We start from the raw sequence: 14,147 nt of genomic DNA on the forward strand, positions 1-14,147 counted from the left end.
CAAGATCACTGCAGCACAGCGACCAAAGCAATCCGTTTGCTCTTGGCTCCCGATTGGGAGGGTCATGAAGGAAAAGCTTCATGGCAAGGGCACTCAACAAAAACAAGAAGCCCAAAACCAATAACAAAAATAGAGCATGCAACTACTTCTTGGGGAGCTTCGGCTCCCCTTGTAGTTTCTGCGACCTGGAAACCCCATCAAATCGGCCCGTTTCAGCCTTAAAGCATGCGGCTTACAGCTCAAATCTGCTGTGTCCTACACCATCCCCCGACTAAATGCTAGAATCCCCGCCCATCATGCGGTCATTCTTCGTTTTGGCCGAACATTCCTTCAAACAGTGCATCCCATGCTGAAGAAGCTGTTCCAGTCATTCCGTACTCCCCTGCGTCGTACGCAACACATCCGCAGCACGCCTGAAGTGCTCAACAGCGGCCAACATTCGCTGCAAAAGGGCCAGTTCAGCCGTTACGCGGTCAACATCGTCGAACGCCTGCAGGGCGCCGGTTACCAGGCCTATCTGGTCGGTGGTTGTGTGCGTGACATGCTGCTCGGCATCACGCCGAAAGACTTTGACGTCGCCACCAGCGCCACGCCCGAACAGGTGCGGGCCGAATTCCGTAACGCACGGATCATCGGCCGCCGGTTCAAACTGGTGCACATCCACTTCGGCCGCGAAATCATCGAAGTCGCGACCTTCCGCGCCAATCACCCGCAAAACGACGAAGCGGAAGACCACAATAAATCCTTGAGTAACGAAAGCGGGCGCATCCTGCGCGATAACGTCTACGGGACCCTGGAAGAAGACGCGCAACGCCGTGACTTCACCATCAACGCCCTGTATTACGACCCGGTCAGCGAACGCATTCTCGATTACGCCAACGGCGTACACGACATTCGCAACCAACTGATCCGCTTGATTGGCGACCCCAAGCAGCGTTACCAGGAAGATCCGGTGCGGATGCTGCGTGCCGTGCGTTTTGCCGCCAAGCTGAATTTCGGCATCGAAAAACACAGCGCCACACCGATCCGCGAGCTGGCACCCATGCTGCGCGAGATCCCGTCGGCCCGCCTGTTTGAAGAAGTGCTCAAGCTGTTCCTGTCCGGCCACGCCGCAGACACCTTTGAAATGCTGGTCGACCTGCAATTGTTCGATCCACTGTTCCCGGCCAGCGCCGAGGCACTGGAATACAACCCGACCTACACCCATACCCTGATCAGCGAAGCCCTGATCAACACCGACCTGCGCATCAAGCAGAACAAACCGGTGACCCCGGCGTTCCTGTTTGCCGCCCTGCTCTGGCCTGCCCTGCCGGCACGCGTATTGCGCCTGCAGGACCGTGGCATGCCGCCGATTCCGGCGATGCAGGAAGCGGCCCACGAATTGATTGCCGAGCAGTGCCAGCGCATCGCGATCCCGAAACGCTTCACCATGCCGATCCGCGAGATCTGGGACATGCAGGAGCGCCTGCCTCGGCGCAGCGGCAAACGTGCCGACCTGCTGCTGGACAATCCGCGCTTCCGCGCCGGTTACGACTTCCTGCTGCTACGCGAAAGCGCCGGCGAGCAGACCGATGGCCTGGGCGAATGGTGGACCGACTATCAGGATGCCAATGACAGCGAGCGTCGCGACATGATTCGCGACCTCAGTGGCAAGGACGACGGCACCGGCGGCCCACGCAAACGTCGCCGCAGCGGCGGCTCCAAGCGCAAGCGCTCAGTGGACGCTTCGAGCACCACGGGCGAATAAACCAATGGAACGCATCTACATCGGCATGGGCAGCAACCTCGCTGACCCCGCCGAACAGCTGCGCAGCGCCATCGAAGCGCTGGCACAGTTGCCACAATCGGAGCTGGCCGGGGTCTCGGCCTTCTATCAAAGCGACTCGTTGCTGCCCGGCCAACCGCGTTATACCAACGCGGTTGCCGCGCTCGACAGCATGCTGCCCCCCCTTGAGCTGCTGGACGCCTTGCAGTCAATCGAAAACGGTCAGGGCCGCGAGCGCCTTGAGCGTTGGGGGCCACGCACGCTGGATCTGGACATCCTGCTGTTCGGTGACCGCCTGATCGATGAGCCTCGCCTCAAAGTCCCCCACTACCATATGCAGGAGCGGGCCTTTGTGCTGTATCCATTGGCGGAATTGGCGCCTGCGGATCTGCGTCTGGCCGATGGCCGCTGCCTGGCAGAATTGCTCGCTGCCTGCCCGTTCGTCGGCCTGGAACGCCTGGCTACAAATTGACACAAACCCTGTAGGCGCGAGCTTGCTCGCGATAGCGATCCAGCATTCACCCACAATGGTGACTGTCAATACGCCATCGCGAGCAGGCTCGCTCCCACAGGGGTTCGTGCAGGACAGAAACTGCGCAATAAGCCCGCCCAGCCTGCTGAAACGCATCAGTCCCCTTAGGTAACACCCCACGCGTAACAATGCGGTAACACACGCAATTGACTTCCCACGTTCTCCTCACGACTATAGGCGTCCCGCTGCCGCCATCCCGGCATCAAGGGCGCAATCCAGGCCTTAAAAGCACGACAAAAGACCGTGCGCCTGTATTTAACGAAGAATCACGCGCGTTACTCGCAGTAGTTTCCACAGCGCCTGAATGAGGAACTTTTCATGCCAGCCATCACCCTGACCACTCTGCAAGGTCTCAAGCACAAAGGTGAAAAAATCACCATGCTGACCTGCTATGACGCGACCTTCGCCCACGCCTGCAACCAGGCCGGTGTAGAAGTGTTGCTGGTGGGCGACTCCCTCGGCATGGTTCTGCAAGGTCATGACAGCACCCTGCCGGTGACCACCGCCGAAATGGCGTACCACGTGGCAGCCGTCAAACGCGGTAACACCGACGCCTTGATCCTTGCCGACTTGCCCTTCATGGCTTACGCCACCACGGAACAGGCCATGACCAACAGCGCCCTGCTGATGCAGGCCGGCGCTCACATGATCAAGGTCGAAGGCGCGCTGTGGTTGGCGGACTCCATCCGCCTGCTGGCGGAGCGAGGCATTCCGGTCTGCGCCCACATGGGCCTGACCCCGCAATCGGTGAACATCCTCGGCGGCTACAAGGTTCAGGGTCGCAACGAAAACCAGGCGCGGCAGATGCGCGCCGATGCCATTGCCCTGGAGCAGGCTGGCGCGGCGATGCTGCTGCTCGAATGTGTGCCCAGCGAGCTGGCCGAAGAAATCACCCAGGCCGTGAACATTCCGGTCATCGGGATTGGCGCCGGCCACCAAACCGACGGCCAGGTACTGGTGCTGCATGACATGCTGGGCCTGTCCATCACCGGTCGCGTACCCAAATTCGTGAAAAACTTCATGGCCGGCCAAACCAGCATTCACGCTGCGTTGAGCGCTTATGTCACTGAAGTCAAAGCGGCGACTTTCCCTGGCATCGAACATGGATTCTCTGCATGAACACCGTTAAAACCGTCCGCGAACTGCGGGCCGCCGTGGCCCGTGCCCGCGGTGAAGGCAAGCGCATCGGCTTCGTGCCGACCATGGGCAACCTGCACAGCGGTCATGTCGCGCTGATCACCAAGGCCACCCAACGGGTGGATTTCGTGGTCGCGAGCATTTTCGTCAACCCGCTGCAGTTCGGTGCTGGCGAAGACCTCGACAAATACCCGCGCACCCTCGCCGCCGACCAGGAAAAACTCCTTGAAGCCGGCTGCGACCTGCTGTTCGCGCCAACCGTTGAAGAGATGTATCCCGACGGCATGGCCGGGCAGACCCGCGTCAGCGTCCCGAAACTGTCCGAAGGCCTGTGCGGCGCCAGCCGTCCGGGGCATTTCGAAGGTGTGGCAACGGTGGTCAGCAAGCTGTTCAACATGGTCCAGCCGGACCTGGCGATCTTCGGCCAGAAAGACTTCCAGCAACTGGCGGTCATTCGCGCGCTGGTGCATGACCTGAACATGCCGATCCAGATCATTGGCGAGCCGACCGTGCGGGCAGCCGATGGCCTGGCACTGTCGTCGCGCAATGGCTTCCTCAGCGAAGAGCAGCGCGCCGTGGCACCGGTGGTGTACCGCACGCTGAGCGAGATCGCCGAGGCGATCAGGCAAGGTGAACGCGACTACCCGGCCCTGATCCAAACCAAGCTGCAACAGCTCGAAGCGGCAGGCCTGCGCCCTGACTACCTGGAAATTCGTCATGGCCTGAGCCTGCGTCCGGCAACCCCGGAAGATCGGGACCTGGTGATCCTGGTAGCGGCGTTCCTGGGGACGACTCGCCTGATCGACAACCTGCACCTGAACCTCGACACCCCCGCCTGAATTCCCCCCTACATATCCCTCGAGACCGCGCCGGTATAAAAAAGTACCGGTCGCAGGTCTGACAAAGCCAAGACAGATCGTCTCTCCGGGTTTACTGTTAGCGCCCTGCGCTATTTAATCGTGTGCACGCAGGCTAACCGGGTACCACCCAGACAGTGGTCAGGACATTCCGGTATTTTCAGTGTCTTAAAGGCAGTTCAAGTAAAAGGAAACCCGCAGCGATGGCGTACTACCGCACCCCCCACGACGTGACCGCCCTGCCAGCCTGGCAAGCGTTGAAAGACCACCGCCAGGCCATGCAGGATTTCAACATGCGCGAGGCCTTCAATGCCGACCCGCAGCGTTTTAACCAATTCACCCTCAGCAGCTGCGGCCTGTTTCTCGACTATTCGAAAAACCTGATCAACGCCCAGACCCGCGACCTGCTGGTGTGCCTGGCCAACGAAGTCGACCTCAAGGGCGCGATCAAATCGCTGTTCGATGGCGAAATCGTCAACGCCTCCGAAGGCCGCCCTGCCCTGCACACCGCCCTGCGCCGTCCGGTCGGCGACAAGCTGTCGGTCAATGGCGTCAACGTGATGCCAGAAGTACACAAGGTGCTGAACCAGATCACCGACCTGGTGGGCCGCATCCACGACGGTCTGTGGCGCGGCTATTCCGAGAAGCCGATCACTGACGTGGTCAACATCGGCATCGGCGGTTCGTTCCTCGGCCCGGAACTGGTGTCCGAAGCCCTGCTGGCCTATGCCCAGAAAGGCGTGCGCTGCCACTACCTGGCGAACATCGATGGCAGCGAGTTCCATGAACTGGCGCTGAAGCTGCGCGCCGAGACCACCCTGTTCATCGTCTCGTCGAAATCCTTCAACACCCTCGAAACCCTGAAGAACGCCCAGGCCGCACGTGCCTGGTACCTGGCCCAGGGTGGTTCGGAAGCCGAGCTGCATCGCCACTTCATCGCGGTATCGAGCAACAACGCGGCCGCCGTGGCGTTCGGCATCCGCGAAGAAAACATCTTCCCGATGTGGGACTGGGTGGGCGGGCGTTACTCGCTGTGGTCGGCCATCGGCCTGCCGATCGCCCTGGCCATCGGCATGTCGAACTTCAAGGAACTGCTGTCCGGTGCCTACACCATGGACCAGCACTTCCTCAACACCCCGTTCGAGCAGAACATGCCGGTGCTGCTGGCCCTGCTGGGTGTCTGGTACGGCAACTTCTGGGGCGCGCAAAGCCACGCGATCCTGCCGTACGACCATTACCTGCGTAACATCACCAAGCATCTGCAACAGCTGGACATGGAATCCAATGGCAAGAGCGTGCGCCAGGACGGTACGCCCGTCAGCACCGATACCGGCCCGGTAATCTGGGGCGGCGTGGGCTGCAACGGCCAGCACGCTTACCACCAGTTGCTGCACCAGGGCAGCCAACTGATCCCGGCCGACTTCATCGTGCCGATCGTCAGCTTCAACCCGGTGGCCGACCACCACCAGTGGCTGTATGCCAACTGCCTGTCGCAAAGCCAGGCGCTGATGCTCGGCAAGACGTTGGCCGAAGCTGAAGCCGAACTGCGCGACAAGGGCATGAGCGAAGAAGAGGTGCATAAACTCGCACCGCACAAGGTGATCCCGGGCAACCGCCCGAGCAACACCCTGGTGGTCGAGCGCATCAGCCCGCGGCGCCTGGGTGCGCTGGTGGCGATGTACGAACACAAAGTTTTCGTGCAAAGCGTGGTCTGGGGCATCAACGCCTTCGACCAATGGGGTGTGGAGCTGGGCAAGGAGCTGGGCAAAGGCGTCTACAACCGCTTGGTCGGCAGCGAAGAAACCCCGGCTGACGACGCGTCTACCCAAGGCTTGATCAACTACTTCCGCGGGCGTCACCGCGGCTGATTTGACGCTTATCCTGCGGGTGGTACTAACCTTGTAGGAGCCCGGCTTGCCGGCGAACCAGACGCCACGGTGCATCTGTTGCACCGCAGCGCCCGGTTCGCCGGCAAGCCTGGCTCCTACGAGGGTCGCGCAGCTCCCCTCTTGTCCTCAAAACAAGAAGAAGGAACCGTCATGTTCGATATCAGCACGTTCCCAAAAGCCGATGCCGTGCGCCGGGCTGCACAACTGAGTCAAGACGACTATCACCGCCTGTACCGCGAATCCATCGAGCACCCGAGCACCTTCTGGGCCGAACAGGCCAACCGCTTCCTCGACTGGAGCACACCCTGGCAGACCGTCCAGCGCTACGATCTGAAAACCGGTGAAGCCCACTGGTTTGCCGGCGCCAGGCTGAACGTCAGCTACAACTGCATCGACCGTCACCTGGCAACCCGCGGCGATCAGACCGCGATCATCTGGGAAGGCGACGACCCCGCCGAATCCACGCAAATCACCTACAAAAAACTTCACCATTACGTCTGCCGCCTGGCCAACGTGCTCAAAAGCCGTGGCGTGAAGAAAGGCGACCGGGTGTGCATCTACATGCCAATGATCCCTGAAGCGGCCTACGCCATGCTCGCCTGCACGCGCATCGGTGCAGTGCATTCGGTGGTGTTCGGTGGCTTCTCGCCGGATTCGTTGCGCGACCGGATCCTCGATGCCGACTGCCGCACAGTGATCACCGCCGATGAAGGCGTGCGCGGCGGCAAGTTCGTGCCGCTCAAGCACAATGTCGACAAGGCGCTGCAAAGCTGCCCGGATGTCAGCACCGTGATCGTGGTCGAACGGACCCAGAACCCGGTGGACTGGGTCGAGGGCCGCGACCTCTGGTACCACCAGGCGCTGCGCGACGTCGGCGACGACTGCCCGCCCGAGCCGATGGACGCCGAAGACCCGCTGTTCATCCTCTACACCTCCGGCAGCACCGGCAAACCCAAAGGCGTGCTGCACACGACCGGTGGCTACCTGCTGCAAGCGGCCATGACCTTCAAATATGTGCTGGACTACCGCGAAGGCGAAGTGTTCTGGTGCACCGCCGATGTCGGCTGGGTCACTGGCCACAGCTACATCGTCTACGGCCCCCTGGCCAATGGCGCCACCACCCTGATCTTCGAAGGCGTGCCGAGCTACCCGAGCACCTCGCGGTTCTGGCAGGTGATCGACAAGCACCACGTGAACATCTTCTACACCGCCCCCACCGCGCTGCGCGCCCTGATGCGCGAAGGTGCAGAACCGTTGCAGGAAACGTCCCGCGCCAGCCTCAGGTTGCTCGGCACCGTCGGTGAGCCGATCAATCCGGAAGCCTGGGAGTGGTACTTCAACGTCGTCGGCGAACAGCGCTGCCCGATCGTCGATACCTGGTGGCAGACCGAAACCGGCGGCATCATGCTCAGCCCGCTGGTCAGTGCCCAACACATCAAACCCGGCTGCGCGACAAAACCGATGTTCGGCGTGCAACCGGTGCTGCTGGACGAGCATGGCAAGGAAATCAAAGGCGCCGGCAGCGGCGTGCTCGCCCTGAAATCAAGCTGGCCGGCGCAGATCCGCAGCGTCTACCGCGACCCGCAAAGGATGGTCGACACCTACTTCAAACCCTACCCCGGCTACTATTTCACCGGCGATGGCGCCCGTCGCGACGAAGATGGCGACTACTGGATCACCGGGCGCATCGACGATGTCATCAATGTCTCCGGGCACCGCATCGGCACTGCCGAAGTGGAGAGCGCCCTGGTCCTGCATGACAGCATCGCCGAAGCCGCCGTGGTCGGTTACCCCCATGACGTCAAGGGCCAGGGCATCTACGCCTTCGTCACCCCCATGAACGGCGTCGAGGCCAACGAAGAACTGAAGAAAACCTTGCTGGCCCACGTCAGCAAGGAAATCGGCAGCTTCGCCAAGCCCGACCTGATCCAGTGGGCGCCGGCCTTGCCGAAAACCCGTTCGGGCAAGATCATGCGGCGCATTCTGCGCAAGATCGCCTGTAACGAGCTGGACAGCCTGGGTGATACCTCGACCCTCGCCGACCCGAGCGTGGTCCAGGGTTTGATCGACAAGCGCCTGAACCAATAACCTACTGGGCGCGGCCGTGGCCGCGCCCCTTCCTCTGCCACGAGCCGCCATGGAATTCATCCGTACCCGCATTGAAACCCAGATCATGAGCCTGACCGGTCTGTCCTTGGGCAAGCTCGACCTGGAAAACCCCAAGGGCGACCCCGGGCTGTTCGGACCGGATTCGGTGAGCTGGCAAGTCCATGGCGATTTCAGCAGCATGCTGATCGGCGGTATCAGCGCCCTGATGCTGCAAGCGCTGCACCCGCTGGCGTTGGCCGGTGTCTGGGACCATTCGAATTTTCGCGAGGACATGCTCGGTCGCCTGCGCCGCACCGGGCAATTCATTTCCGGCACCACCTTCGGCTCACGACGGGATGCAGACTGGCTGATCGAGAAAGTCCGCACCATCCATTTGCAAATCACTGGCACCGCACCCGATGGCCGACCCTATGCCGCCAGCGATCCCGACCTGCTGACCTGGGTGCACGTGGCCGAGGTCAGCAACTTCCTCGCCGCGCATTTGCGTTATCGAAATCCGCATCTGTCCCTGGCTGATCAGGATCGTTACTACGCAGAGATCGCCCTGGTGGCCGAACGCCTGGGCGCCCGTGACGTGCCGCGCTCCAGGCAGGAAATCACCGCTTATCTCGAGCGCGTGCGCCCGCAATTGTTGTGCGACGAGCGTAGTCGTGAAGTGCTGCGGCTGTTGTTGAACGCCCCCTCCCCCAGTCGTTTGGCCAGGCCTTTCGGCGGCTTGATGATGCAGGCCGGAATCGACCTGCTGCCGGACTGGGCCAGTGACATGCTCGGTGTAAGCCAGGGGCCGCTGCAACGCAAACTGATCCGTGCCAGCGTCAATCGCAGCGCGCCGATGCTGCGCTGGGCGGTGCGCAATGGTTCGGTACATCGCGCGAAACGGCGTATGGGGCTGTTGTAGGAGCGAGCCTGCTCGCGAAGCTGGTAAACTCCCGCGCCCAATTCCTCCTGCAAGGCGCCCAGCATGTCCTCCTTGAACCAGGCGCTGCGCGCCGCCCTTGAACATCGCCAGGGTCTGCTGGCCGAGCTGCACAGCCAGGGCACCGACTGCTATCGCCTGTTCCATGGCAGCCAGGAAGGCGCCGGGGGGCTGACGATCGACCGCTACGGCCCGCAACTGATGGTGCAAAGCTTCCACCAGTCGCTGGAGCGCGAGGCGTTGCTGCAATTGCACGACATCGTCAATCAACACCTGGGGTTTGAAACCCTGCTGGTCTACAACGACCGTTCCCGTGGCAACTCGCGCATCGACCGTGAAGACACCGTGTACCGCGCCGACGAAGCCGCGCTGCAAGACCTGGTTGGCCACGAGTGGGGCCTCAATTACCGGGTACGCGGGCGCCATGCCGGGCAAGACCCGCTGCTGTTCCTCGACCTGCGCAATACCCGTGGCTGGGTCAAGGAGCACAGCAGGAACAAGCGCGTGCTGAACCTGTTCGCCTACACCTGCGGGGTCGGCCTCAGCGCCGCAGCCGGTGGAGCCAGCGAAGTGTGCAACCTGGACTTTGCCGAAGGCAACCTGGCGGTCGGTCGCGAGAATGGCCTGCTCAATCCGCAATTGCCGACCATGGAATTTATCCAGTCCGACTACTTCCCGGCCATTCGCCAGATGGCCGGCCTGCCCATCAGCCAGCGTCGCGGGCAGAAACTGCCGAGTTATCAACGCCTGGAACAGCGCCAGTACGATCTGGTGCTGCTCGATCCCCCAGCCTGGGCCAAGAGTGCCTTTGGCACCGTCGACCTGCTGCGCGACTACCAGAGCCTGCTCAAACCGGCATTGCTGACCACCGCTGACAACGGCGTGCTGATCTGCTGCAACAACCTGGCAAAAGTCAGCATGGAAGACTGGCGCGAGCAGGTCTTGCGTTGCGCCGAGAAGGCCGGCCGGCCGGTACGGGAGTGGACCGTCATGAAACCTGGCGGTGACTTCCCGTCGATGGACCAGCAGCCGCCCCTGAAAACACTGATTCTGCAGTTCTAAAAGTCGCCGTTGTTTTCAGATAAATCCTGCTCGATGTGAGGACTTCGGAACCGAAATCGCGTGCCATACTCCAAGGCACTCCGATCCAGACAGATGAAGCCTCACATGTACAAAGGACTGATTCGCGCCATCGGCGCCTTGTTGACTGCTCTGGCCCTCTACAGCCTCCTGGGGTTTCTGATTTTGCCGGGCATCGCCTTGCGCGTGGTCAACCAGCAGTTGGCCAACTACGCGACGACGCCCGCAACGCTCCAACGGATCGAACTCAATCCGTTCAGCCTTGAAGTGACCCTGTGGGGCCTGAACATCGGCGAGCCCGGCAAGGAGCAGGTCGGCTTCGAACGCCTGTACGCCAATCTGCAACTCGACAGTCTCTGGACCAAAGCACTGCACCTGTCGGATATCGAGCTGGAAAAATCCAAGACCGAGGTGCTCTTTGGCAAGGACGGCAAGCTCAACCTGATCGGGCTGTTCAAATTGCCGGCCAGCGAACCGACGCCAGTCGATCCTGACGCCAAGCCATTCCCTCTGCGCATCGACCGCATCAAGCTGGTCGACGGATCGCTGCACTTCCAGGATGCACGCCCCAGCGAACCCATCGAATTCCTCTACGACAAACTCGATTTCGAACTCAAGAACCTCAGCACCCTGCCCGAAGACAGTGCCGACATGACGCTGGTGGCGATCGGCCCCCATGGTGGCAAGATCGACTGGACCGGCAACTTCAGCCTGATCCCGCTTGCTTCCGAAGGTAAGCTGAAAATCACCGACGGCAAGATGAAGGCTTTTTGGCCCTATGTGCGTGACGCGGTGCCACTGGACCTCGAAAGCGGTGTGATCAGCCTCAGTACCGACTACAAGCTCAGCCTGGCCAAGCAAACCGAACTGCTGCTGAACAACGTCGCGGTCAGCATCGCCCCCTTCGCGATCAAGGCCCCGGACGGACGCTCGCTGGCGAAACTCGAGCGTCTGGACATCAGCGAAACCACGGTAGACCTGGCCAAGCAACAAGTGGTGGTCGGCAAGATCCGCAGCCACAAGCTGGAAACCTGGGCGGCCCTGGAAGCCGACGGGCAACTCGACTGGCAGAAACTGTTCGCCAGCCAACCGTCCAAACCGGCGGCCAAGGCCAACGCCGAACCGCCGAGCACCCCGGCGGCCGCCGACTCGCCGAAACCCGAACCGGCGGCGCCAGGCAAACCCTGGCAAGTGCTGCTCAACGATGTGCAATTGCGCGATTACAAAGTGCATCTGGTGGACCGCAAAGCGCAGCCTGCGGTGGAGCTGGAACTGAGCCCGCTGAATCTCGACTTGCAGAAGTTCGACAGCCTCAATGGCTCGCCCTTCGCCCTCAAGCTCGACACCGGCGTAGGCAAACAGGGCAGGCTCACCGCCGATGGCGAGGTCAACCTGGCGCCGGTCAGCGCCAGGCTCAACGTGCAGACCAAGGACATCGACCTGCGTGTCGCCCAGTCCTACATCAGCCCGTTCATTCGCCTGGAACTGCGTAGCGGCATGCTCGGCAGCGACCTGGCGGTCAACCTCAAAAGCACCGAACCGCTGGCACTCAGCGTCACCGGCCGTGCCCAGGTCGATCAACTGCATACCCTCGACACCCTGAAAACCCGCGACTTTCTCAAGTGGCAACGGTTGGTGGTCGAAGGCCTGAACTACCAACACGGCGACAGCGTTTCGATCGACAAGATCAACCTGCTGCAACCCTACGCGCGTTTCATGATCAACGATGACCGCACCACCAACATCGATGATCTGCTGATCCCGCAACCGGCCGACACTGGCGCTGGCGCCAAGCCTGCCGCCGCCAAACCCGCCGCCAGCAAGGACAAGCCCCTGGGCATCCATATCGGTGGCATTGCCATCAACGACGGTTCCGCGAACTTCGCCGACTTCAGCCTGACCCCCAACTTCGCCACCGCCATCCAGCAGCTCAACGGTACGATCGGCACCATCGACAGCCGTCAGGCGAAACCGGCCAGTGTCGACATCAAAGGCAAGGTCGACCGCTACGCACCGGTGACCATCAAGGGTGCGGTCAACCCGTTCGACCCGATGGCCAGCCTCGACATCGCCACCAGCTTCAAACGCGTGGAACTGACCACGTTGACCCCCTACTCCGGCAAGTTCGCCGGTTATCGCATCCGCAAGGGCCGGCTCAACCTCGATCTGCATTACGTGATCGTCAAGGGCCAGCTCAAGGCTGAAAACAAAGTGGTAGTCGAGCAGTTGCAACTGGGCGAAAAAGTCGACAGCCCGGATGCCGTGAGCCTGCCACTGAAACTGGCCATCGCCTTGCTCAAGGATGTCGACGGCAAGATTTCCATCGAACTGCCGGTGAGCGGCGACCTGAATAACCCGCAGTTCAGCGTGATGCCGATTGTCTGGCAGACCCTGCGCAACCTGATCGTCAAGGCCGCCGCCGCGCCGTTCAAGCTCATTGGTGGTCTGGTGGCCGGTGGTGGTTCGCAAGACCTGGGTACCGTGGCATTCGCCCCGGGCTCGAGCGAGTTGAACAAGGACGCCGAAGCGGCACTGGTCAAACTATCCCAGGCCCTCAAGGAACGTCCGGCCCTGCGCCTGGAAATCGAAGGCACCGCCGCCAAGAGCAGTGACGGCCCGCTGATTGCCGAGCAACGCCTGGAGCGGGAATACCAGTACAACTACTACAAGATGCTCCAGCGCCGTGGCGACAAGGTACCGGCAAAGGCTGCCTTGCTGGAGGTGCCAGATAGCGAGAAAGGTCCGCTGCTGGAAGGGATTTACCGCACACGCCTGAAGGTCCAGCCACCTCCTGAATGGAAAGACCTGGGCAAGGAAGAACGCACCGCGAAAATGCGTGCGGACGTGATCCAGTTCTGGAGCTCCAGCGAAGTGCTGTTGCGTGAGCTGGGTCAGGAACGTGCGAGCAGCATCAAGGATTACCTGGTCGACAAGGGCCAGCTCGCCGACGACCGCGTGTACTTCATCGATGCCCAGTTGGGCGAAGCGGAAAAAGACGGCAAGGTCGTTACGCCACTGCATCTGGACGCCGAGTGAACTAAAGGTCAAAAGATCGCAGCCTGCGGCAGCTCCTACAGGGGTACACCATCCCAATGTAGGAGCTGCCGCAGGCTGCGATCTTTTGCTTTGAATAGAACAGGCCCCGACACGAATGCCAGGGCCTGTAATGGCCACATCCTTATGGCCGGTCGCATGAACTTCTAAGTTGCGGCAGACGTATGACTCAGCCCGTCTACCGCGCCTTCTCCCAGTCCAGGCGAGAAGTCTTGCCTTACTCGGCTTTCAGGCCGTCAGCGGAGACCGCCTTGACGCCTTTGATTTTCTTGGTGATGGCCACCGCGGTGGCTTTCTGGGCGTCCGTTATTGCAACGGTGGACGACAGGGACACAACACCTTTGTTGGTTTCCACTTTGATATCGGTACCCGGAATGCCTTTTTCGGTGACCAGGTCTGATTTGACTTTGGTAGTGATCCAGGTATCGGAAACATCCTCTTTCGCTTCGGTCATTTCACCGGCGGCCAGCATCATCGGGCCTTGTGTGACCTGAGTCTGGGCAAATGCAGCGTTGGCCATGGTCAGGGTCAGCGCGGTAGCAGTAGCGGCAGCAATAGCGAACTTCTTCATACGAGTAACTCCTGTTTTTCTGGAAAGTCTGCTGGGTGATCTGTCAGCAGGGTTACCAGAGATATTGCGAACGCTGTGCCAACTTTGAAACAAACATTAATTCCTTATAAATCAATAATTTATAAAAACAGTCATTTTTCACAATCATGCAAAATGCATGAGTTGGACATTATCTACATGCAAGTTGCGGGTTTTGAAGAAGGCCTAAGGCCATGAATTGTTGGAAGTTTTCTCAAT

10 protein-coding genes are annotated in these 14,147 nt (G+C 60.8%); 9 read left to right on the forward strand and 1 reads right to left on the reverse strand.

All coding sequences use genetic code 11. The annotated features are described in order from the left end of the window. Positions 1 to 346: 346 nt before the first annotated feature. From OH720_RS27300 to OH720_RS27340, 9 genes are all read left to right on the forward strand, one after another. Positions 347 to 1,747 (forward strand): polynucleotide adenylyltransferase PcnB, encoded by a 1,401-nt coding sequence (locus OH720_RS27300; RefSeq protein WP_272603571.1) that lies wholly within the window; start codon positions 347 to 349, stop codon positions 1,745 to 1,747. Between the two features lie 4 nt (positions 1,748 to 1,751). Then, on the forward strand, positions 1,752 to 2,237 hold the full coding sequence (gene folK / locus OH720_RS27305) for a 2-amino-4-hydroxy-6-hydroxymethyldihydropteridine diphosphokinase (RefSeq protein ID WP_272603572.1): 486 nt from the start codon (positions 1,752 to 1,754) through the stop codon (positions 2,235 to 2,237). Between the two features lie 378 nt (positions 2,238 to 2,615). Next, entirely contained in the window at positions 2,616 to 3,416 is an 801-nt protein-coding gene (panB, locus tag OH720_RS27310) for a 3-methyl-2-oxobutanoate hydroxymethyltransferase (protein WP_180204587.1), read from the forward strand. Continuing rightward, positions 3,413 to 4,273, forward strand: coding sequence for a pantoate--beta-alanine ligase (panC, locus tag OH720_RS27315; RefSeq protein ID WP_272603573.1), 861 nt, complete (start codon positions 3,413 to 3,415; stop codon positions 4,271 to 4,273). Before panB ends, panC begins: the two co-directional genes overlap by 4 nt. 221 nt (positions 4,274 to 4,494) lie before the next feature. Then, entirely contained in the window at positions 4,495 to 6,159 is a 1,665-nt protein-coding gene (gene pgi / locus OH720_RS27320; RefSeq protein WP_272603574.1) for a glucose-6-phosphate isomerase, read from the forward strand. A gap of 171 nt (positions 6,160 to 6,330) precedes the next feature. Beyond that, positions 6,331 to 8,268 (forward strand): acetate--CoA ligase, encoded by a 1,938-nt coding sequence (gene acs, locus OH720_RS27325; RefSeq protein WP_272603575.1) that lies wholly within the window; start codon positions 6,331 to 6,333, stop codon positions 8,266 to 8,268. Positions 8,269 to 8,317: 49 nt separating this feature from the next. Further along, positions 8,318 to 9,187, forward strand: a complete 870-nt coding sequence (locus OH720_RS27330; protein WP_272603576.1) for an oxygenase MpaB family protein — start codon at positions 8,318 to 8,320, stop codon at positions 9,185 to 9,187. A 63-nt stretch (positions 9,188 to 9,250) separates the two neighbouring features. Next, complete coding sequence (locus OH720_RS27335) at positions 9,251 to 10,267, forward strand: class I SAM-dependent rRNA methyltransferase (protein ID WP_272603577.1); 1,017 nt, start codon at positions 9,251 to 9,253, stop codon at positions 10,265 to 10,267. 93 nt (positions 10,268 to 10,360) lie between these two features. After that, positions 10,361 to 13,321, forward strand: a complete 2,961-nt coding sequence (locus OH720_RS27340) for a DUF748 domain-containing protein (RefSeq protein ID WP_272603578.1) — start codon at positions 10,361 to 10,363, stop codon at positions 13,319 to 13,321. 235 nt (positions 13,322 to 13,556) lie between these two features. Here OH720_RS27340 and OH720_RS27345 read toward each other — a convergent pair whose 3' ends face one another. Further along, positions 13,557 to 13,910 (reverse strand): BON domain-containing protein, encoded by a 354-nt coding sequence (locus OH720_RS27345; RefSeq protein WP_272603579.1) that lies wholly within the window; start codon positions 13,908 to 13,910, stop codon positions 13,557 to 13,559. Between the last annotated feature and the right edge of the window lie 237 nt (positions 13,911 to 14,147).

Source organism: Pseudomonas sp. WJP1, assembly GCF_028471945.1.
GTDB lineage: Bacteria > Pseudomonadota > Gammaproteobacteria > Pseudomonadales > Pseudomonadaceae > Aquipseudomonas.

Coding starts and splice junctions, on each gene's coding strand:
- OH720_RS27300 (WP_272603571.1), top strand. CDS start 347: ATGCTGAAGAAGCTGTTCCAGTCATTCCGTACTCCCCTGCGTCGTACG.
- OH720_RS27330 (WP_272603576.1), top strand. CDS start 8,318: ATGGAATTCATCCGTACCCGCATTGAAACCCAGATCATGAGCCTGACC.
- OH720_RS27340 (WP_272603578.1), top strand. CDS start 10,361: ATGAAGCCTCACATGTACAAAGGACTGATTCGCGCCATCGGCGCCTTG.
- OH720_RS27345 (WP_272603579.1), bottom strand. CDS start 13,910: ATGAAGAAGTTCGCTATTGCTGCCGCTACTGCTACCGCGCTGACCCTG.
- folK (WP_272603572.1), top strand. CDS start 1,752: ATGGAACGCATCTACATCGGCATGGGCAGCAACCTCGCTGACCCCGCC.
- pgi (WP_272603574.1), top strand. CDS start 4,495: ATGGCGTACTACCGCACCCCCCACGACGTGACCGCCCTGCCAGCCTGG.
- panB (WP_180204587.1), top strand. CDS start 2,616: ATGCCAGCCATCACCCTGACCACTCTGCAAGGTCTCAAGCACAAAGGT.
- panC (WP_272603573.1), top strand. CDS start 3,413: ATGAACACCGTTAAAACCGTCCGCGAACTGCGGGCCGCCGTGGCCCGT.
- OH720_RS27335 (WP_272603577.1), top strand. CDS start 9,251: ATGTCCTCCTTGAACCAGGCGCTGCGCGCCGCCCTTGAACATCGCCAG.
- acs (WP_272603575.1), top strand. CDS start 6,331: ATGTTCGATATCAGCACGTTCCCAAAAGCCGATGCCGTGCGCCGGGCT.